A 20278-nucleotide genomic window follows, 5' to 3' on the forward strand; every position below is an offset into this window, starting at 1 on the left:
CCGACCCCGGAGCACCTCCCCTGGATCGACCCCACCCATCCGGCCTGGCGAACGGCCCGGTGTCCGTGGCTTCGCCGATCAGAAATCCTCCGCCACGTCGTCAGTTCAGTTAGCACTCTCGCACCGGTGGAAGGATTAACGACATGACCGACGCCAGACGGCTTGGCGCCGCCGAGGCCACATTCATCGCGGCGGTCCGCGCGGACGATACCGCGCGGTTCGCGCTCCTGACCGAGCGCCACCGGCGTGAGCTGCAGGTGCACTGCTACCGGATGCTCGCGAACTACGAGGACGCCCAGGACATGACGCAGGAGACGTTCCTGCGAGCGTGGAACAAGCGGGAGTCGTTCAAGGGCCACGCGGCCCTGCGGACCTGGCTGTACCGAATCGCGACGAACGCCTGCCTCGACTTCCTGAGGAAGCGCGACGACCGCACACCCGTACCGTCCGAGCTGCCGGACCCCGACTCCGAGGTGCTGTACCTGCAGCCGTACCCCGACCGGATGCTCCCCGAGGACCCACAGGAATCGGTGGTGGCGCGGGAGACGATCGAGCTGGCGTTCATTGTCGCCGTCCAGCACCTGCCGCCGCGGCAGCGGGCGGTGTTCATCCTGCGCGACGTCCTCGGCTGGCCGGCGTCGACAGCCGCCGAAGCCCTCGAGCTGACCGTCGCATCAGTGACCAGCGCACTGCAGCGGGCCCGTGTGACGATGCGCGAGCAGCTGCCCGACCGCCGCCTCAACTGGCGGAGCCCCGCCATCCACGAGCTGTCGAATGACGAGCGCGGCGTGGTGAAGTCGTACATCGAGGCCCATGAGCGCAACGACCTCGACAGGCTGATGTCCCTGCTGCGCGACGACCTACGCTTCGCGATGCTGCCCGATCCGGGCACCGTGACCACGACGGCCAAGGACGCGGTCAACGGCTGGCTCTCCGGTGGGCTCTTCCAGCGCGGCCACGACGACTGGCGCGGTATCACCACGACGGTCAACCGCATGCCTGCCGCCGCGCTGTACCTGCGCAACCCCGACGACCCCGAGTACCGGCTCTTCGCCATCGCGGTCCTGCACATCGTCGACGGGAAGATCGCCGAGCTCACCGGATTCGACGCCGCCGACAAACCATGGCTGGACCTGCCACCGACACTGTGATCACACATGTCCCATCGTCGACAAGTCCAGCGCACGCTGTCACCGAAGTCACCGCGGAATGAGCACCCCAACTGCCTGAACACCACGCGACAACGCGAACACCACCGCCCCGCCGGCGTTGCCGGCGGGGCATCTTCATGCCGGAAGAACATCGTCACGATCAACGACGCCGTCGCCCTCATCTCCAGCAAGTCGGTCAACAGCTCACTCGGAACGCAAGGAAGGGCCGGGAAAGTTCCCTCAAGGTCGAGGGGCACGGTGAGCACGCCAGGAAGGATTTCGTCCTGGCCTCACGAGCCCAGGAAATGGCCCGTGCTCATCGCCTCGTCTCGTATCGGGTCAGTACCACGCCGCCGGGAAACGTCCGCGTCTCCACCAGGTTCAGGTTCACCCAGCTGTCCAGGGCCGTGAAGAACGGCGTGCCGCCGCCCAGCAAGGCCGGTGCGGTAACCAGCACGTACTCGTCGATCAGGCCGGCCCGCATGGCCGCTGCGGCAAGTGTGGCGCCGACGATATCCATGGGGCCGCCGTCCTCGGCCTTGAGCCGGGTGATCTCGGTGACCGCGTCCCCGGTGACCAAGCGGGTATTCCAGTCCACCGTGCTGATCGTCGAGGAGAACACCACCTTCGGCATGTCCCGCCAGCGACGGGCGAACTCGATCTGCGCCGGTGTGGCGCCGGGCTGCTGGTCGGCGGTCGGCCAGTGGGAGCTCATCGTCTCCCACAGTCTGCGCCCGTACAGCGCCAGGCTGGTCGCCCCCACCCGGTCGGACCACCACTGGAACAGCTCGTCGCACGGTACGCTCCAGCCGAGGTCGTCGCCGGGCGCGGCGATGTAGCCGTCCAGGCTCAGGTTCATACCGAAGATCAGTTTCCGCATCGTGCCAGCCTCCCGTAGGTCGATCTCACACGTACAGACGGGCACGGCGCGGAAACCTAATCGGTGCGCGATCTGCGTCCGCAGGTAGTCCTCGCCATCGGACTCGGCACGGCGCACTCAGCTGGGCTCGAGCACTACTACTCGCTCTGCGGCACGGGGACCGGTCTTGAATACGCCGTGAGCCCCTCGTGCGAACGCGGCCATCTGCCCTTCCGTCATGTCGTCTGCGTCTTTCACCAGCGCAGCCGCGGTTGTCTCTGAGCGGGATGGACTGAAGACATCGACCTGGCGAAGGGCAGTGGCACGGTTCGAACCGGGTCAGCGTGTGGGGGCGAGCCGCCCCGCCAGGGTCGGCACCACGATCGCGGCGGCGACGATGTGCAGCGTGATCAGGGTGGCTGCGGAGCCGGCGTCGAATCCGAACGTGAGGTCCGGGACGACGGACAGCGCGGTCAGCGCGACCGTTGTCCGCACGAACGTGCGCCGCGGCCGGCGTGCCTTGCGCGCCATGACGGCGGCGATGCCGACGCCGGCGAGCGAGAAGAGCAGCGTCAGCTGCGTGAACCCGGCGATCGGGATGCTCGCGCCGGTGCTGTCGGCGAACGAGATCCCGGCGGCCGACGCGACTGCCGCGAGGACGGTCGTGGTGACCGAGGCGACGACGGCTGCGGCGACGCCGTGCTTCCACACCGGCTGTCGCTCGGCAGTCGGGGCCGGCGTGCTGGGGGTCATGCGGGTGGGGACCTGGGTGGTGGTGGACATGTCGGGCTCCGTTTCCTCGGCAGGTCGCCCGGTGCGACCCGCTCACACCCCCTCCACGAACGGGCGGGCCCGGATTCGACAGGTCGCGAGAAAAAAGTTCTACGGATGGCTGCGCGGTGACGCAGCGCCGGGACGGGCCGGCGCCGGACCCGGCCGTGACGCCGGCGCAGCCAGTCCCGTCGGGTACGCCCTACACGAAGGCGCGGCTGAGCACACGAACGTCCTGTGCTTGGCGCGGGACGTTCGGTTGGCCGACGAAGAACACGATCGCGAGGTTTCCGGGGCGGGTTGTCGTATCGGCAGGACGCCGTTCGTGGTGAGGTGGAAGGCGGTCATCGGGACCGCCGGAACTGAGGAGAAGTGGGATGACGCACTACCTGCTGGCCGTGCACGGCCCCGCCGAGATGGACGAGTTCGGCAACTACGGCTCCAAGGAGGAGATGGAGGAGGCGTTCGCCGCGACCGGCGCCTTCAATGACAAGCTGCACGCCGAAGGCTACTGGGTCTTCGCCGGTGGGCTTGCGCCGGCGCTGACGGCGACCGTCGTGGACGGCCAGGGCGACACGCCGGTGATCACCGACGGCCCCTACCTCGAAACCAAGGAGGCCCTCGGGGGCTTCTGGGTCATTGACGCACCCGACCTCGACGTGGCGCTCAAGCTCGCGGCCGAGGGGTCCAAGGCGTGCCGGGGCAAGGTCGAGGTCCGTCCGTTCGACGGCCTCGCCTGAGCCAGCGCGACCGGCGACTTCACCCGCATGCAGTGGGAGCTCCACTCGTTGGCTGGTATCGAGGCCAACGCGGGGAACTCACGCAGCATCTCCCGCTTGAAGTCGTCGCCGAACTCGGCGTAGTCCTCGTCGTCATCCGGCTCAGCGGCGGCCTCCTCGCGGCTCATCTCGGCCCGTACCTCGTTGGCCAGGTCGGTGACCGGACGGAAGCCGGGCGCGCAGCTTGCCTCGTACGCGGAGGAATTGACCGTGAGCGCGAAGATGCCGGCCGCGCTGACGGCGGCGATCGCGGCGATGATCGCGACCGGTACTCGATAGCGTTTCAGGTTCATCGGATCCTCGAGGGGTGCAGCCGGCGGTTGCCGGCACGTGGGGGCAGGGACTCACCCAGCGAGGTGTCATCGGTCCAGATCGATATCCTGGGTGGCGTCCCACTGCTCGGGTATCGCCGCCACCACCGGAAACGCAACATGCCGACGGAGGCCGAGGTGGGAGCCGTGGCCAGTGGAAGGCAGTGCTTCACGAGTCTTCCTCTGCTGGCACACAGAAGAATCGCCTTTACGTGATGAACGGGAAGTCTCCTCGTCCTGTCACCGCTACTGACCTTCGAGTCACCCCGGCGGCCGGGGGCACGGGTGGGCTCCTCTCAGTTGGCGCGGTGTGGCAGTTGATCCAGCGGTCATTGCGCCTCCGGCAGCGTTCAGGTTCGCGGTTGCAGGTCAGACCTGGCGGAGGCCGGACGGGACCGCAAGTCGGTGCAGGGCCCGCCGTCCCGCCGGCCGGCGAAGTCGCCGGGCATCCGGCCGCGTCGTGTGGATCAGTGCAGGCCGGCCATCCACCGTTACGGCAGCGCGATATCTGCTGGCTGCACGTGTGGCGGCCCGGTCGCCACCGACGTGATCGCCTGGCGCTCCGCGTCGCCGTAGTTGGCGCGCCGGATGACCGAAATTCGGTCACGTAGTGGCGGAATAGCCTCTCCCTCGAAGCGGCTCTGACCTGTGCATATTGACCGGCGGCGGTGCACCGGCGTGGTGGTGGGGGTTGAGGCTGCGGGTGTGGTCGCCCATGATTGAGCGAACTTCTCTAATATCTGGTTTGGTCTGTGCAATGTAGAGTGAGCCGCTATGTCACGCGTTGCGGCCAGTTTTCCCTGTATCGAGGGTGTTGATGTCTGACCTCTTCCCATCTGATGCACGCGTGCTGCAAAGTGACGCAGGACGAGACGCCGCTCCCGCGGCACACCGGCCACAGGCTGATGGCGGGCTACGGACCAGCCTGCTGTGGCTTTCGATGCTGCCCGCCACTGTCGTGGCTTTGCTCGCGGTGGCTGTGGTGGCGTATGTGCTCGCCGTGTCCAGCGACTCCCTGTCCGCCGCGACTGTCGCCGTCCTGGGCGTCGCGGCCGCCGTCGGTGCCGCCGTGTTGCTGGTCGCGGCGAACCGCACGGCCGTGCTCGCCGTCTCGATCCAGCGAAGAGTCGACACGATGCGCTCATCGGCGGCATGGGGCCGCATGGAGGTGCGCCGGCTGCTCGAGCAGATGCACCGGGGTGAACGGCCGGCCCTGCAGGCCCCGAACTTCCCGCCCGTCGTAGGCGACGTCTTCGGGCCGCTGGAACACGATCTCTACCAGACCCACCACGCCGCCCAAACAGCCGTCCTGCAGGCGTCGGCCATGGGGTCCCGCCGCCGGGCCGACCAGCCGGTCGAGATCTTCGTCAACCTTTCCCGCCGGTTGCAGTCCCTGGTCCATCGGGAGATTCAGCTACTCGACGAGCTGGAGAACGAGGTCGAAGACCCCTACCTACTCAAGGGCCTCTTCCAGGTCGACCACCTGGCCACCCGGGTGCGCCGCCACGCCGAGAACCTCGCCGTGCTCGGTGGCGCGGTGTCGCGCCGACAGTGGCGCAGGCCGGTGGCCATGACCGAGGTGCTGCGCTCGGCGATCGCCGAGGTCGAGCAGTACTCTCGGGTCAAGCTCATCCCCCCGGTCGAGGGCACCCTGCGCGGCCACGCCGTCGCCGACGTCATCCACCTGGTCGCGGAACTTGTCGAGAACGCGACCAACTTCTCACCACCACACACGCAGGTCATGTTGCGCGCCCGCGCCGTCGTCGCCGGCCTAGCGGTGGAGGTCGAGGACCGCGGCCTGGGAATGGCGTTGGACGACCAGGACCGGGTGAACGGAGTTCTCGCCGACCCGGAAGGGGTCAACATCGCGGAGCTGCTCAGCGACGGCCGGATCGGGCTGTTCGTGGTGTCGGCCATCGCACGCCGGCACGGCATCGCCGTGCGGCTGCAGAACAACATCTACGGCGGCATCCAGGCCGTTGTCGTCCTGCCACACGCGCTGCTCGGCGGAGAGGAACGGGAGCACGCATCGCGGCCCCAGGTGCTGGCACACCAGGCGAGCCAGCCGGCGCGTCGGGAGACGGCAGCGGGGTTGCCTGGCCAAGCCCCACCGGCGGTCGCTGCCGCCGCCCCGCAGGCCGCGCGTTCTGCCCCACCACCTCACACCGAGGTGCCAAGGTTCAGCAACGGCCACAACGACCGCCCTGGCAGCCTCGGCCAGCCGGGCGGGCGGGAGCCGCGGCAGACACCGGCGACGCCTGCCGCGCCCGCGCCACCCACCTTCGGGCCGGCTGCCCACGCGGGCCCTGAGCCCGCGCATGACATCCGTCCGCAACTGCCACGGCGCCAGGCACAGAAGCATCTGGCACCCCAGCTGCAGAACGTTCCGGCCACGCGCGCGGACGAACCGCCCGTCGAACACGACCCTGGCCTGGTGGCCTCGTTCATGCAGGGAGTCACCCGTGCGGAGAGCGCGGCTGACGAGGACAGCGGCCCCACGCGACCGTAACTGACCGCTTCAGCTGACCAAGCGCCCCAACTCCCAGGAGGATCTCATCATCATGCCAAGCGACGTCGCCCCGGGCCAGGCCCCTGACCTCGGCTGGCTGCTGGCAGGCCTGGTACAACGAGTCCCCCACACCCTCAGTGCGTTACTGCTGTCCTCCGACGGATTGAAAAAGGCCGTACACGGTCTGGACTCCGACGGCGCGGACCACCTGGCCGCGATCGCCTCCGGACTCTTCTCGCTCGCCCGAAGCGCCGGCAACCGGTTCGCCGGCGACGAACACGTCCGACAGGTGGTAGCGGAACTCGACGAAACCCTGCTGTTCGTCTCGGCGGCCGGCTCCAACGCGGTGCTCGCCGTGCTGGCGGCCCGTGGCGCAGACGCCGGGGTGCTGGGCTACGAGATGTCACAGCTGGTCAAGAGTGTCCGGCCGTACCTGGCGACAGCTCCACGCCCGGCCGTAGGCGTGCCGAGCACGCCCCGGTGAGAGCATGGTCGAGCCGCATGACGAAACCTGGTTCGACGATGAGGCAGGGCGGCTCGTACCCCTGTACGCGGTCAGCAACGGGCGGACCCTGCCAACGATCAAACTGGATCTGCTGTCCATGGTGGGCGCCACCGGCCGGCTGCCCCGCACCGCCCTGGAGCCGGATCACGCCCGGGCGCTCAACCTGTGTGCCACTCCGACCACCGTTGCGGAGGTCGCCGCGCGCATGAAACTGCCGGCGACCATCACCAAGGTGCTGCTGTCGGACCTCGTCGGCTGCGGCGCCGTGGCCGCACGAGCACCCGGCCCCGCCGTCGATCCCACCGACATCTCTGTCCTGGAGGCAATTCTCGATGGCCTACGACGGCGACTCTGAGCTGTTCCCCGCTGCGCTCAAAATCTTGATCGCCGGCGGCTTCGGCGTCGGAAAGACGACCTTCGTCGGCGCGGTCAGCGAGATCGAGCCGTTGACCACGGAGGAACTCCTGACCGCCGCCAGCGCCGGGACCGACAGCCTGACCGGGGTGGAACAAAAGTCCACCACCACCGTGGCGATGGACTTCGGCCGCATCACCATCGACCCCCGCTACGTCCTCTACATCTTCGGCACCCCAGGCCAGGAGCGCTTCTGGTTCATGTGGGACGAACTGTGCAACGGCGTCCTCGGCGCGGTAGTCCTCGCCGACACCCGCCGGCTGCAGGACTGCTTCGCCGCGGTGGACTTCTTCGAATCCCGCCAGATCGGCTTCCTCGTCGCGGTCAACCAGTTCGACGGATCCTTCCGCTACGAGCCGGACGAGGTCCGCTCCGCCCTCGACCTCAAACCCCACGTCCCGATCGTGCTCTGCGACGCCCGACAGAGCCGATCCGCGACCGCCGTACTGGTCGCACTGATCCAGCACCTGCTGGGCACTCGCATCTCCCGCCAACCCTGAACCAGCAGCAACCTGAAGATACGGAGCTCATCGTGACCAACGACACCGGACGACACCCGCTGATGACTCCCGAAGACCGCGAGGCCCCGCAACGCGTCCAGCGGCTGCGGGAACTCGGCATCGGGGAGACTCCAGACCCCGAGTTCGACGAGTTCGCCAAGAAGCTCGCGCAAGTCACCGGCGCCCCGTATGCGATGGTCAACTTCATCAGCGAGGAACGCCAGTACTTCGCCGGGCTCTACACCCCGTCCGCAGACCAGGCCGGAGCAAACCCGCAGGACGGCGCGGCCGGGGAGCCGGGCCGCGTGATGGACCGCGACCACGGCTACTGCCCCCACGTCGTCGTCCGCCGCAAAGCACTGGTGCTCGACGATGTCTGCGACTACCCGAGATTCGCCGGCAACCCGGTGGTCGACGAGATCGGTATCCGCTCCTACCTGGGAGCGCCACTGATCGACCACACCGGCGCCACGCTCGGCACCATCTGTGTAGTGGACACCGAACCGCGCCCCTGGGGGCGACCGGGACTGGACACCATCAAGGCCCTCGCCCAAGAACTGGTGGAGCGGATCAACCAGCGCGACCGGCGCAGGCAGTAATCAGCCCGAGCCCGCAGCCGCCGTCACAGCTGCGGCAAGCCGCTGTGACCACTGACCCTTCGAGTGCCCCAACGCCACCTCGCCCAGCCGGAGCATCTGCACGTCGGATGTTCCGGCCGGAGCGAAGATGTGGTACGCGTCGCGCACGTACCGCTCCAGCGGCCGATCGGTAAACAGACCGCTCGCTGCCTGCATCTCCATCGCGTTACGCGCCGAGTCCAGCGCGTACTCGACATTGACGAGTTTGGCGTTCATCAGCTCCGCGTCACAAGGCTGCCCCTGGTCAAGCAGATGCACCGCGTGGTACGCGGCCAGCCGCGCCGTCATCAGCCGCGACTGCATCTGCCCGATCTTCAACTTGATCGACGGCAACTCATAAAGCGGCTTGCCATAGCGGTGCCGCTCCGCAGCGAACGCCACCGACTCCTCCATGACGGCCTGGTGGATGCCCAGCGAGACCGCCGTCAGGTTGGGCCGCCCGTAGAGAACGCTGGACGAGTAGGCCACCGCCAGCCCGTCGCCCTCGTCGCCAAGCATGTTGGCCGCGGGAACCCGGCAGTTGTCGAAGATCAGCTCCCCGAAACTGAAGCCGTGCAAACCCATGGCCGGCTGGTGCGGGCCCAGGGAAAAGCCTGGACGGTCCGACTCCACCAGGAACGCCGACAGACCCTTGGAGCCCGGCCCGGTCCGGACCACCACACCGTGCAGGTCACCCACGTGGCTGTTGCCGACGAAAACCTTCCGGCCCGTGAGGATGTAGTCGTCACCGTCGCGTACCGCGCTGGCCGTCATCCCGAGGACATGCCCACCTGATTCCGGCTCCGTGACCGCGATGGTAGGCAAGCAATCACCGTTGGAAATGGCCGGCAACCACGTCTTCTTCTGGGTATCACTGCCGAAGTGGACGATCTTGGCCACGCCGAGCTGCGAGGCCTGCACCATCGCGCCCATCGCGCCGCTGACCCGCGCCAACTCCTCGATGATGATGGTCTTCGCCAGATGCCCCAGGCCCATGCCACCGTACTCGGGACTTATCGTGACCCCGATCCAGCCCTGACGGGCGATCAGCCGAGAAAGCTCGTGCGCCACACCACGGGAAGCCTCCATCTCCGGTACCCGGGGCCGCACCTCGGCCTCCGCGAAAGCTCTGACCTCCTCCCGCAGCCGCTCATGGCGCGCATTGGCGAAATAACCGTCCATCCCCAGGACCCCCTCGTGAATTACCCGCTGACCTCGATCAAAGGCAGATGCACGCCGGCGCCGCTGTTAGGTCGCCCTGTGCACCCTGGTGCAAACTCAGCGCGAGGTCTCCCGCACAGCTCGGCGGCAGCTTCACGGGCGTCCAGGCGCCTACGCCGGGGAACGGTCGGAGCGGGCCCAACAGGGTGGTTTGCACAGGCTGTCCCGCTAGACGAGGTTTCACATGAGTCCCAATCTTCCCATCAGTCCCATGGATTGTAAATTGAGACCCGTTCGGGTTGATGCCCTGAACGTCGCCAAACCCCTGTCTGCCAAAGGGTTCGGCCGGAAGCGTGGTCCTCGTCTCAGCCGCCGCGCCGACTTGCTCTACCCGGCCGGATCCGTGAGGAGGTCGAAGCTGTAGCTGAGCCCTGAAGGAAGGGGTCAAAGTCATCCCAGCCCCACCGATCGGGCGTCGGACTTCCTGGACATGTCGGTCTCCGGTGCCCGCGAGCATCGGGCCCGGACGGATCGTGGGGCCGACGTCCCGTCCAGCAGGACGTGACCGAGGCGGGCCGTCCTATCTGGACGGCGTCGGACAGACGTCAGCTGTTACGGGGCGCCCTCATCGTGTAGCGAATGGGCATACCGGTTGGCGATGTAGGGCGCACCGGCGGGACAATACTTCGGGTGAGACCGTGGCTACGGACGACGAGGCTCATGGAGGGCCCAACCGCTGCAGCCCGTCACCGAGGCGAACGCGTAGCCCTCACCCCGGTACTACGGGCCGTCCGGCAGGTCAATGAACTGGGTCCGCCTTCGCACGCGTAGTAGGCCTGCTTGCTGAAGCCCAGCACTCCGGCAGGTCGTCGCGACGGGGGATCCCGTCTGCGGCCAGGTCACCGACCACCGGGTACCACCCATCGACATGTCCACCGACGTCTCCGGCCGGTTGAAGGTCACCGCGATGCGTCGGCTTGTCGTTCCTTCGGTGTCGCCGCCCGCCGCTGTCCGGACTGGACGCGGATGGGCTGGGACAGCAGGTGGGTGTGGGGGACGTGGAGGAGTTCGGCGCCGTCGGTTTCGACCTCGGTGGTGGCGGGGTGGAGAGTGGTGATCCGTCCGGTGAGTTGGCCGGTCGTGATGTGGTCGCCCGGTTGCACGATGCGGCGGAGGTACCGGCCGGCGGCGATCTCCCGTGCCAGGTCGCGTCCGCCGAGCCCGATGAGTAGCGCCACAGCGAGGGCAGCGGCAAAGAGCAGGGCGGCCGCGGCGAGGGTGAGGATGGTGGTGTCCACCCCCAGTTGGCTCAGGGCGAGCAGCGTGACCGTGGTCATGACGGCGATGCGGAGGCTCAGGGCCGCCTCCCGCCGGGTACGTCCGGTAGCGCGGGCCAGGCCCCCGCTGAGGACTACGGCGGTGGCGGCGGCCGCAGCGTAGCCGGTGATCAGCAGCAGCCCGGCGACGAGGACGCGGGGGAGATAGGCGAGGGTCCGCCCGGGCAGGGGGCGGAGCGCGTCGGGGGCCAGCAGGCCGACGCCGATCGCGATGCCGGTGGCCAGCGCGACCCAGAACACGAAAGCCGCGGCGGGTGCCGCGACCACGCGCAGCTTCTGAGTGCGCGGTCCGTGGCGGAGGAGTCGTCGGGTCAGACCGCCGCCGACGGTACCGACGACGACACCGCCGATCACGGCGACAGCCGCGTACAGTGCTCGTTCATCCATGGTCTTCGTCCCTTTCGTCCAGTCCCAGCAGGAGGCGAGCCGTCTCCGGACCGACGTCGACCAGGTCGGTCAGGACGGCGAGCGTCTCCTGGTCGAACAGCCGCTGGTTCAGGCGTTCCTGCAGCCGTTCCTCGAAGGTGCTCGACGGCTCCAACGTGGCGGCGAGCTGTGCCCTGATGTGCGGCGCGAGTTCGGTGATGGCTTCCAGCCGGCGTTCGCAGAACGGACACCCGACAGCGTGGCTCGCCGCTCGCTGGCCGGTGCCGTCCTCGGCCCAGCGGGCGAGTCGTTCGTCGGAGGGGTGGCCCCAGCTCATGGTCCGTCCTCCCCCGTCAGTGCCCGCAACGTGGCGCGGGCCCGGAACAGGCGGGTCTTCACGGTCGGCAGCGCGACGCCGAGGACCTCGCTGATCTCGGCGTAGTTGAGGCCCTCCATCTCCCGCAGAACGACGATCGAACGGCTCAGCGGGTCGAGCCGCGCCAACGCCTCCTTCACCGCCATCCGGTTCGCCACGACCGACTCCACCAGGTCACCGTGCCGTCCCGGCAGGGTACTGGGGTCGCGGGCTTCCTCGCGGAGACCACGGAGCGTGGAAACCGCGACGTTGTGCGCGATGCGGAGCAGCCAGTGCCGTACCGGCGCGGCACCGCGAAAGGTGTCACGATGTCGCCACGCCTTGATGAACGTCTCCTGGGCCACGTCCTCGGCGAGCGCGGGGTCCCGGACGATCGACACCGCCAGCCGGTAGACCGCCGAACCGTGCTGGTCCACCATCGCGCGGACGACCTCGTCCGACTTGACGGTCGTCTGCTCCGCATCAGGTTCCTCCGCCATGCCACGCCGGTCGGCGCTGTCCCTCCCGCTAGGTCCCAGTCCCGCAACGGCCTTCGATCGTTGCCGCAGACGGAGGACGCACGGAACTGGCCGAAAGTCGCAAGAAAAGCACGCGACTTTCCCGCGTCGGCCGGCGTCCTTCCGGCAACAAACTCGCGCAAGCCGGAAAGGGGTTGGAGAGATGAACTTCGTCAAGCCGTTGCAGGACGCGTTCGGCACCTTCCTGAACTACGTTCCGCGGTTGGTTGGTGCGGTCGTCGTACTCATCGTCGGCTATCTCGTCGCCAAGGTCCTCGGCGCGGTGGTGGCGCGGATGCTGTCGAAGGTCGGGTTCGACCGGGTCATGGACAGCGCCGGCGTCACATCGTTCCTCCGCCGGACCGGCACCGACCTGACGCCGTCGGGCACGCTCGGGAAGGTGGCCTTCTGGTTCGCTTTCATCATCACCTTCACCATGTTCGCGTCCGCGTTGGGCGTGCCGCAGATCTCCGGGTTCCTCAACGAGATGATCGGCTACATCCCGCGCATCTTCGCGGCCATCGCGATCCTGTTCCTCGCCGCGGTGCTCGCGAACTTCGTCGCGGCGCTGATCCGCGGCTCCACCAGCAGTGAACTCCTCGCCAAGATCGGACGCGCCACGATCATCGTGTATGCCGCGTTCACGGCGCTCACCGTGCTCGGCATCGCCGTCCAACTCACCGCGAACACCCTGCTCATCGTGTTCAGCGGACTCGCGCTCGCGTTCGGCATCGCGTTCGGCTGGGGAGGCCGCGAGATCGCCCGCGACCTGCTCCAGCACGTCTACACCTCCACCAGGACCGATGACGCCGCGGGCCACGCCAAGGCGCCGTTGCCTGACAGCGACAGCACTCCACCGGCATTCCCCGCCAGCTAGCAAAATGCGCCTCGACCTGCTTCTCCATTGTCTTGATCTGCGTCTGCAGGGTGGTCAGGATCGCGATCTGGACACGGACGGTGGCCGCGTAAGCTGCGGCCACCACGGGCGGCTGCCCCAGCTGGTGGGTGCGCAACGCAACCTGTAGCTTTTCGGCCTTGGCCGGCACGTCACGGCGGCAGGCACGCTCGTCACCGGCGTCGCTCTTGGCCCCGGACACGCCGTGCCGTTCGCGGTAGCGGGCCACCTGCAGCGGGTTGATCGCATAGATCTGGTAGCCGGTGGCGATCAGCGCCTGAACCCACGGACCTCGGTCTGTTTCGATGCCGATCACCACCTGGGCCGGCTCGTCGTCCTCGCCCAGATGCTCTCCGATCAGCCCGTGGAGGCGGGCAATCGTGCCGGGGGTGCCGTCCCGCACGGGCCCCGGCGACCGCGACAACGTCGACCCGGCGGGTCCGCTCCGGCCAGCCGGCGTTTCGGAACCCGGCTCCCGGTGACGCCTCAGCGCCCCGCGCGATCCGTCGCGCGGGGCGCCGGCGCCTGTTTCGTCGTGCGGGGCCCGGCCAGGCGGGGCAGGTCGGGGCCGGCCGGGCGAGCGCCCAGTGCTCTTGAGCCTTGGTAGCAGCCAGCAGGGTCGTCGCGAGGGCAGTACCGCCACTGACGGCAGCGATCAACCACTTCGGAACGGCCGGTACCGCCGCCACGACGGTGGCGGAGACTGCCAGGGTCACGCTTTGTAGGTCCGTGTGGCATTTGGCACGCGCAAGCCAGCAGGCTGGAGCCTCACACCCGCGGCCCACGGCGATAGTCGACCCGGCTGACACGATGCGGACCACGCGCGGAAAGCAGCGTGGAAGTGCTTCGACCGGCGACTTCGCCTTCGCCGTGGCCTCGGAGGAATCACCCGATCAGCCGCGAGGTGAAGCCGCGGCGGCGACGGCCGCGCTCAGCCCACCGTGATCCGGACCGGCTCGTCGGTCGGCCCGCCGGCCAGGTGCACGACGGTCCGCCCGTCGACCGCCCGCACCGTGCCGCGGCTCGCCGTGACCGGCCGGTCGGTGGCGAGTACCACCTCGTCGTCGCCCTGCGTCGGACGCAGCAGCACGCTGTCCCCGTCGCGGGAGACCAGCTCGCAGGTCGTCTCGACCAGCGTGGCGGTACCCACCCGCAGGCCGTACGGGAGGATCAGCCCGGTGCGGGCGGGCACCCGCAGGCGGCGTCCGCCGAGCAGCGGGGTGCCGTGCCAGCCGAGCGCGACGGTGAGCGCCGACGGTGCCACGTTGACCAGGTGCAGCAGCCGCTGCCCGGCCCGGTCCACGGTGGAGGTGAGCACCAGGCCGGGGCCGTCGGGGTCGGGGGCCAGTCGCGGTCGGGCACCGAGCCGCTCTACCGCCGTCCGCCAGAACTCCAGATCGCAGGGCACGTCGGCGGCGACCACGAGGGCCCGTCCCGCGCCGACGGACACCTCGACGGCGCACGGCTCGCCGGAGCCCACCTCGGTGAGCACCGGCTCGGCGACGGCGCCGGCCAGCCGCTGCGCGTACCCGACCCGGGCCTCGGCCCGGCCGGCCGCCCAGCGGTGACCAGCCACGGACGGGAAGCACTGTGGCCCGTCGTCGACGCGTCCGGTCACGGTAAGGCCGAGCGCGTCGGCGAGCAGCGTGCACCGGGTGCCGTCGTGGTCGCGCTCGGGCAGGACACCGTGCAGCAGCAGGCGTCCCCCGCCGCTCAGGTGGTCGACGAGCCGCTGCTGCACGTCGCGGCCGAGGGTGGCCGCGCTGGCCAGCGCGATGACCGGCGGTGCGCCGGCCGGCAGCGGCGACTGGAGGTCGACGGCGGGGAACGAGTAGCCGGTGAGCAGCAGCGCCCGGGCCAGCACGTCCCGGGGGCCCATGCCGCGGAACCGTTCCAGGTCGGCGACCTGCTCGGCGCGGGACGTCGAGGCGGGGTGGTGGTACTCGGTGAGGTAGTGGTCGGGCACGAAACCGAGCACGAGCCCGTCGTTTTCCTCGTCGGAGTCGGCGAGCAGGTCGACGACACCGCGTACGGCGTGCAGCGCCCGCCGGGCCGCCGCGAAGGTCGGGTTGAGCCGCCCCTCCGGGTCGACCGGAGCCGCGAACCCGTGCCGCTCGCCGGTGAATGCGATCCGGTCGTTGCCGTCGCCCACCGGCTCGTTGAGGGGCGGGTTGTAGCCGCCGGCGAAGAGGTAGAGGTTGAGCAGCCGGTTGCCCTGCGCCACGCAGAGCCGCGCCTTCAGCTCGACCGCCTCGGGCGGGTAGAGGGTCGACAGGTCCTGGCCGTAGTCGCCGTTGCCGACCTCGAACTCCAGCGAGGTCAGCGGCTGGTGCGCGTCGTGCACCGCGGCGAGGAAGGCGTTGCCCACGTACAGGTCGGCGACGTTGGCGACGGTCAGGTCGCCGAGGTAGTAGTCGGAGCCGGAGGTGAGCTGCGGCTGCCCCCGGTACGCCTCGAAGAGCTGGCTGATGCCGATCGGGAAACTGCGCCCCCGCCCGCCCCCGGTGCCGTGCACGTTGACGAGGAACGGCACCCCGGTCACCCCGTGCCGTTGCGTGGAGTCCCGCAGCGTGGCCACGTACCGCCGGTACCGGTCGCGCATGTAGCGTCCCAGGTCGTCGTGGAGCGTCAGCGACCGCGGCTCGGCCGGGGTGCGCAGCGCCGCTGCCCAGGCCACCGGGTCGCCGGGGTCGGCGCCGACTCGCTCGGCAGCACCGTCCTTGCCGTACCGCTCGACGGCCCAGCGCCGCAGGTCCTCACAGACGCCGTCGGTGAGGTCCGGGGAGTTGGTCACCCACGAGAGCATCCCGATCTCGTTGTCCAGCTGGACGGCGATCACCGGGCCGCCGCGGTCGGCCAGCCGCTCGGCGATCACCGGCATGACCTGGGCGTACCAGCCGTCGGCGGCGGCCAGGAACTCCGGCGCGAGATAGTCGATCGTGCGCGTGGTGACGGGCCGCCCGTCCCATGTGGTCGGCAGCAGGTGCGGGTGCGCGTCGTACACCCGGTAGGGGATGCCCTCGTTCTTGACCTCGGCCATGATGAACGGCCCGGGCCGGACCACGGCGTGCAGGCCGCGCTCGTGGGCCAGGTCCAGGAACCCGGCCAGGTCACGCTGCTCGTGGGTGCGCCCCGTGAGGTCCACGCTGCCGTCGGGCAGCTCGTGCCAGAGCCACGGCACGTAGGTGGCGACGGTGTCGCCGCCGCACTCGCGGAGCCGGTCGAGCCGGTCCGCCCAGGCCGCCCGCGGCAGCCGGAAGTAGTGCACCTCGCCGGCGAGCAGCAGGCGGGGGCGACCGTCGACGACGATCCTGCGGTCGTGGAGACGAACTCGCGACATGCGGTCTGACTCTTCCTCTCGACGGATCTCCAGGCGGCCCCTCTTGTGCTCCGGCGGACGCCTGCCTATCGTGCCTGAAACCGGTTTCTGTTAACCGCACGTTACGGATCGAGGGAGCAATGGGCAACAGTCGGGTCACGGTTCGGGAGATCGCGCGGCTGGCCGGTGTCTCGGTCGCCACGGTCTCCCGGGTCTCCAACGGCACCGGCCAGGTGTCGGAGGAGATGCGCCGACGGGTCCTCGATGCCATCGAGAAGTACGGCTACCGTCCGGACCACCTGGGCCGGGCGCTCGCCGCCCGCCGGCACGGCGCGCTCGGCCTGGTCTTCCCCGGCCTGTCCGGCCCCTACTTCACCGAGCTGATCCAGGGCTTCGAGTCGGAGGCCGTGCCGGCCCGGGCCAGCGTGCACATCCTCTGCACCCACCTGCGGGAAGACTCCGACGACCAGGTCCTCGAGATGGCCCGGCGGGTCGACGGCGTGGCCGTCGTCGGCGGCACCATCTCCGACCCGGCGCTGCTGCGGCTCGCCGAGATGGTGCCCGTGGTCGTCCTGGCCGGCCGGGGCCCGGAGACGGTGCCCTCGGTGAGCGTCGACAACGGGCCCGCCATGGCGCGGCTGACCCGGCACCTGCTGGTCGACCACGGCCTGCGGGATCTCGCCTTCGTCGGCAACCCCGACGGGTCGCCCGACGTCAGCGAGCGGTGGGCCGGCTTCCGGGACGCGCACCGGGAGCTGGGCCTGCACCCGCCCACGGAGCCGGTCCGGGTCGCGATGCAGCAGCCCGACGGCGTGCTCGCCGCCGAGCGGCTGCTCACCGGCGGCGCCGCCCCGCAGGCGGTGGTCTGCGCCAACGACGAGATCGCGCTCGGCGTCCTCGTCGGGGCCCTCGGCCGGGGCCTGCGCGTGCCGGAGGACCTGGTCATCACCGGCTTCGACGACGCGCCCATGGCCGCGCTCGTCGCGCCACCGCTCACCACCGTGCGACAGCCGATCCGGGACCTGGCCGCCGAGGCCGCCCGGTTGATCCTCACCGCCGTCGACGCCCCCGGCGCGGCGACGCCCGACAGCATCGTCCTCCCCACCGAGTTCGTCGTGCGCCGCAGCTGCGGCTGCCCGGCGGAATCCCCCAATGGAGGTACCGGCAAGTGAAACGACCACGACTCGCCCGGATCGCCGCCGTAGCGGTGGCCGTCGCCCTGGCGGCCAGCGGCTGCACCGGCACGGAACAGGAGTCCGGCCCCGGCACCGACGGCCGCGTCGCCTACCTCGACTACGGCGACTTCGGCGGCGGCAGCAACCCGCAGGCCAACTACAACCCGTACCTCGACGCGAGCCGCCTCGGCGCCACCGAGTACGTCTTCGAGCAGCTCATCACGTACGACAACTACGGGTGCCAGGCGAAGCCCTGGCTCGCCACCGAGTGGAACTGGACCGACCCGCGGACCCTGGTGTGGAAGCTGCGGTCCGGGGTGAAGTGGAACGACGGCAAGCCGTTCTCCGCCGACGACGTCGCCTTCACCTTCGACATGCTCAAGCAGCACAAGGCGCTCGACACCAAGGGCATCTGGCGCTACCTGAGCGCCGTGGAGGCGAGCGACCCGCAGACCGTCACCATGCGGTTCACCCAGCCCGGCGCCGCGGCCTTCACGCTGTTCAGCGAGATCAAGATCGTGCCGAAGCACGTCTGGTCCACCGTGCCCGACCCGGTGACCTTCCCCAACGCCGAGAAGCCCGTCGGCACCGGCCCGTTCATCGTCAAGGCGTTCAACCCCCAGCAGCTGACGCTGGCCCGCAACCCCGACTACTGGCAGGCCGACAAGGTCATGGTCGACGAGCTGCGGTTCCACAAGGCCGACGGCGGGGGCCAGATCGACCAGCTCAAGCTCAGCCGCGGCGAGTACGACACGAACGCCATGTTCGTGCCGGACATCAAGAAGGCGTACGTCGACCGGGACCCGGAGCACAACAAGTACTGGTACCCCTCCGGCGGCTCGATCAGCGTCTACATGAACCTCACGAAGGCGCCGTTCAACGACACCGCCTTCCGCAAGGCCCTGCTGCCCGCGTTCAACCGGCAGGAGATCGTCGACAAGGCGCAGCTCGGCTACGTCAAGCCGGCCAGCCAGACCGGTCTCGTGGTGCCCGGGCAGGCCGACTGGCTGCCGAAGGACATCCCCAACCAAGGTGTCATCGCGTACGACCAGGCCAAGGCCGACGCCGACCTCACCACCGCCGGCTACCCCCGCAACGCCGACGGCAAACGGGTCGGCAAGGACGGCAAGCCGATCGCTTTCAGCTTCCGGGTGCCCGGCTCCTGGACCGACTGGGTGCAGGCGCAGCGGATCATCGTGGCCAACCTGACCGCGCTGGGCTTCACCGTCCGGGCCGAGACGCCCACCCCCGACGCGTACGAAAACGACCGGGCGATCGGCAACTACGACATGCTGCTCGGCGTCCACGGCGGTAGCTGCAACATGTTCCGCAACTTCCAGGAGCCGCTGGCCAGCGACCAGTCCGCGCCGATCGGCAAGAAGGCGATCAGCAACTTCGTCCGCTGGAACGACCCGCACACCGACCAGCTCATCGACACGCTGCGCACCGCCACGGACGAGGCCGCGCAGAAAGCCGCCGTCGCCGACCTCACCAAGGTCATGATGGAGCAGGTGCCGGTGATCCCGCTCTGGTACGGCGCGAAGTGGTTCCAGTACCGCACGACCAAGGCGGTCGGTTGGCCGAACGAGGAGAACCCGTACGCCGCGCCGAGCGACAACCTGCTGATCATCACCAACCTGAAGCCCGCCGGGGCCAGCGCCAAGTAGCCGACGGCCGGCCGGCGCGCCCGCGCGCGCCGGCCGGCCCGCCCCGAGAAAGGGATGGCTCCCGTGGCCTACTTCGTCAGACGCTTCCTGTTCTTCCTCGGCACCCTGTGGGCCGCCGTCACGCTGAACTTCCTGATTCCGCGACTGCAGCCCGGCGACCCGGCCGAGGCCATCGTGTCCCGGCTGGCAGGGCAGAGCGAGAGCATCGACCCGGCCCAGGTGCAGGCGATCCGCGTCATGCTCGGCACCCCGGACGGCAACCTCGTCGACCAGTACGTCCAGTACCTCGGGGCGGTGCTGCACGGCGACTTCGGCATCTCGTACACCTACTTCCCGTACAGCGTGACCCACATGATCGGGCAGGCGCTGCCGTGGACCGTGATCCTGGTCGGGGTCACCCAGATCATCTCGTTCATCGTGGGCACCCTGCTCGGCACCTGGGCCGCGTACCGCCGCAACAGCCGCGTCGACTCCGTCATCACCCTGGGCTCCACGTTCCTCGGTACGCTGCCGTTCTTCTGGCTCGCCCTGCTGCTCGTCTACGTCTTCGCCATCACCCTGCGCTGGTTCCCCGAGCGCGGCGGCTACGGCGGTGGCAGCTCGCCCGGATGGAACTGGCTGTTCATCTCCGACGCCTTCCAGCACAGCGTGCTGCCGGCGGTGGCGCTGCTGATCACCGGCCCGATCGGTTGGATCATCGGCATGCGCAACAACATGGTGCAGAGCCTCGGCGAGGACCACACCCGCCTCGCGGTCGCCCGCGGACTGCCCCGGCGCCGGATCGCCATCACGTACGGCGCCCGCATCGCGATCCTGCCCAACGTCACCGGCTTCGCCATCGCGCTGGGCGGCATCCTCGGCGGCACCGTGCTCGTGGAGACGGTCTTCAACTACCCCGGCATGGGCCGGCTGCTGCTGGAGTCGGTGTCCAGCCGGGACTACCCCCTGATGCAGGCCATCTTCCTGTTCACCACGATCGGCGTGCTCGTGGCGAACTTCCTGGCCGATCTGCTCTACGGGTTCCTCGACCCCCGGGTGCGAAAGGTGGAGTCGGTATGACCATCGGCCA

At 69.3% G+C, this 20278-nt stretch carries 18 protein-coding genes and 1 pseudogene; 11 read left to right on the forward strand and 8 right to left on the reverse strand.

What is annotated here, in order from left to right:
- The first annotated feature begins 143 nt into the window (after nt 1-143).
- On the forward strand, nt 144-1151 hold the full coding sequence (locus tag ACGF4F_RS29235) for an RNA polymerase subunit sigma-70 (RefSeq protein WP_357446717.1): 1008 nt from the start codon (nt 144-146) through the stop codon (nt 1149-1151).
- 316 nt (nt 1152-1467) lie between these two features.
- Here ACGF4F_RS29235 and ACGF4F_RS29240 read toward each other — a convergent pair whose 3' ends face one another.
- Both ACGF4F_RS29240 and ACGF4F_RS29245 read right to left on the reverse strand, forming a co-directional pair.
- On the reverse strand, nt 1468-2148 hold the full coding sequence (locus ACGF4F_RS29240; protein WP_393082189.1) for a dihydrofolate reductase family protein: 681 nt from the start codon (nt 2146-2148) through the stop codon (nt 1468-1470).
- Between the two features lie 201 nt (nt 2149-2349).
- On the reverse strand, nt 2350-2793 hold the full coding sequence (locus ACGF4F_RS29245; RefSeq protein ID WP_393082192.1) for a DUF6069 family protein: 444 nt from the start codon (nt 2791-2793) through the stop codon (nt 2350-2352).
- 365 nt (nt 2794-3158) lie between these two features.
- Between ACGF4F_RS29245 and ACGF4F_RS29250 the strand changes: the two genes are divergently transcribed.
- The 6 genes from ACGF4F_RS29250 (at nt 3159) to ACGF4F_RS29275 (ending at nt 8398) form a co-directional block, all read left to right on the forward strand.
- Nucleotides 3159-3521: a YciI family protein gene (locus ACGF4F_RS29250; protein WP_393082195.1), complete on the forward strand. Its 363-nt coding sequence runs from the start codon at nt 3159-3161 to the stop codon at nt 3519-3521.
- Between the two features lie 1323 nt (nt 3522-4844).
- Nucleotides 4845-6380 carry a sensor histidine kinase gene (locus ACGF4F_RS29255; RefSeq protein ID WP_393082448.1) on the forward strand — a complete coding sequence of 512 codons (1536 nt, stop codon included), beginning with the start codon at nt 4845-4847 and terminating at the stop codon, nt 6378-6380.
- A 52-nt stretch (nt 6381-6432) separates the two neighbouring features.
- Complete coding sequence (locus tag ACGF4F_RS29260) at nt 6433-6864, forward strand: roadblock/LC7 domain-containing protein (RefSeq protein ID WP_393082198.1); 432 nt, start codon at nt 6433-6435, stop codon at nt 6862-6864.
- A 4-nt stretch (nt 6865-6868) separates the two neighbouring features.
- Nucleotides 6869-7240 (forward strand): DUF742 domain-containing protein, encoded by a 372-nt coding sequence (locus tag ACGF4F_RS29265; RefSeq protein ID WP_393082201.1) that lies wholly within the window; start codon nt 6869-6871, stop codon nt 7238-7240.
- Entirely contained in the window at nt 7218-7799 is a 582-nt protein-coding gene (locus tag ACGF4F_RS29270; RefSeq protein ID WP_393082204.1) for an ATP/GTP-binding protein, read from the forward strand. The genes ACGF4F_RS29265 and ACGF4F_RS29270 overlap by 23 nt, the downstream gene beginning before the upstream one ends.
- A gap of 32 nt (nt 7800-7831) precedes the next feature.
- A complete protein-coding gene (locus ACGF4F_RS29275; RefSeq protein WP_393082207.1) occupies nt 7832-8398 on the forward strand; it encodes a GAF domain-containing protein in 567 nt (188 codons plus the stop codon).
- Here the strand turns inward: ACGF4F_RS29275 and ACGF4F_RS29280 are convergent, their stop codons facing one another.
- The 4 genes from ACGF4F_RS29280 to ACGF4F_RS29295 all read right to left on the reverse strand — a co-directional run bounded on the left by ACGF4F_RS29280 (nt 8399) and on the right by ACGF4F_RS29295 (nt 12135).
- On the reverse strand, nt 8399-9598 hold the full coding sequence (locus ACGF4F_RS29280) for an acyl-CoA dehydrogenase family protein (protein WP_393082210.1): 1200 nt from the start codon (nt 9596-9598) through the stop codon (nt 8399-8401).
- A gap of 938 nt (nt 9599-10536) precedes the next feature.
- Nucleotides 10537-11301: a hypothetical protein gene (locus tag ACGF4F_RS29285; protein ID WP_393082213.1), complete on the reverse strand. Its 765-nt coding sequence runs from the start codon at nt 11299-11301 to the stop codon at nt 10537-10539.
- Nucleotides 11294-11617 carry a hypothetical protein gene (locus ACGF4F_RS29290; RefSeq protein ID WP_393082216.1) on the reverse strand — a complete coding sequence of 108 codons (324 nt, stop codon included), beginning with the start codon at nt 11615-11617 and terminating at the stop codon, nt 11294-11296. The genes ACGF4F_RS29285 and ACGF4F_RS29290 overlap by 8 nt, the downstream gene beginning before the upstream one ends.
- Nucleotides 11614-12135, reverse strand: a complete 522-nt coding sequence (locus ACGF4F_RS29295; protein WP_393082219.1) for an RNA polymerase sigma factor — start codon at nt 12133-12135, stop codon at nt 11614-11616. Before ACGF4F_RS29295 ends, ACGF4F_RS29290 begins: the two co-directional genes overlap by 4 nt.
- A 181-nt stretch (nt 12136-12316) precedes the next feature.
- On the opposite strand from ACGF4F_RS29295, the gene ACGF4F_RS29300 reads away from it, so the two are divergent.
- Nucleotides 12317-13030 (forward strand): hypothetical protein, encoded by a 714-nt coding sequence (locus ACGF4F_RS29300; RefSeq protein ID WP_393082222.1) that lies wholly within the window; start codon nt 12317-12319, stop codon nt 13028-13030.
- A 202-nt stretch (nt 13031-13232) separates the two neighbouring features.
- Here ACGF4F_RS29300 and ACGF4F_RS29305 read toward each other — a convergent pair.
- Nucleotides 13233-13691: pseudogene (locus tag ACGF4F_RS29305) on the reverse strand (hypothetical protein); the annotation flags it as partial.
- 288 nt (nt 13692-13979) lie between these two features.
- Nucleotides 13980-16388 carry a beta-galactosidase gene (locus ACGF4F_RS29310; protein WP_393082225.1) on the reverse strand — a complete coding sequence of 803 codons (2409 nt, stop codon included), beginning with the start codon at nt 16386-16388 and terminating at the stop codon, nt 13980-13982.
- A gap of 119 nt (nt 16389-16507) precedes the next feature.
- Here ACGF4F_RS29310 and ACGF4F_RS29315 point away from each other — a divergent pair, with 119 nt between their 5' ends.
- From ACGF4F_RS29315 to ACGF4F_RS29325, 3 genes are all read left to right on the forward strand, one after another.
- Nucleotides 16508-17539: a LacI family DNA-binding transcriptional regulator gene (locus tag ACGF4F_RS29315; protein ID WP_393082228.1), complete on the forward strand. Its 1032-nt coding sequence runs from the start codon at nt 16508-16510 to the stop codon at nt 17537-17539.
- On the forward strand, nt 17536-19209 hold the full coding sequence (locus ACGF4F_RS29320; protein ID WP_393082231.1) for an ABC transporter substrate-binding protein: 1674 nt from the start codon (nt 17536-17538) through the stop codon (nt 19207-19209). The genes ACGF4F_RS29315 and ACGF4F_RS29320 overlap by 4 nt, the downstream gene beginning before the upstream one ends.
- A 63-nt stretch (nt 19210-19272) precedes the next feature.
- The gene (locus tag ACGF4F_RS29325; RefSeq protein ID WP_393082234.1) at nt 19273-20268 is read left to right on the forward strand and encodes an ABC transporter permease; all 996 of its coding nucleotides are present in this window, start codon (nt 19273-19275) and stop codon (nt 20266-20268) included.
- Nucleotides 20269-20278 lie beyond the last annotated feature (10 nt).

Origin of the sequence: Micromonospora sp. NPDC047740 (assembly GCF_043204735.1) — a bacterium.
Classification (GTDB): domain Bacteria; phylum Actinomycetota; class Actinomycetes; order Mycobacteriales; family Micromonosporaceae; genus Micromonospora.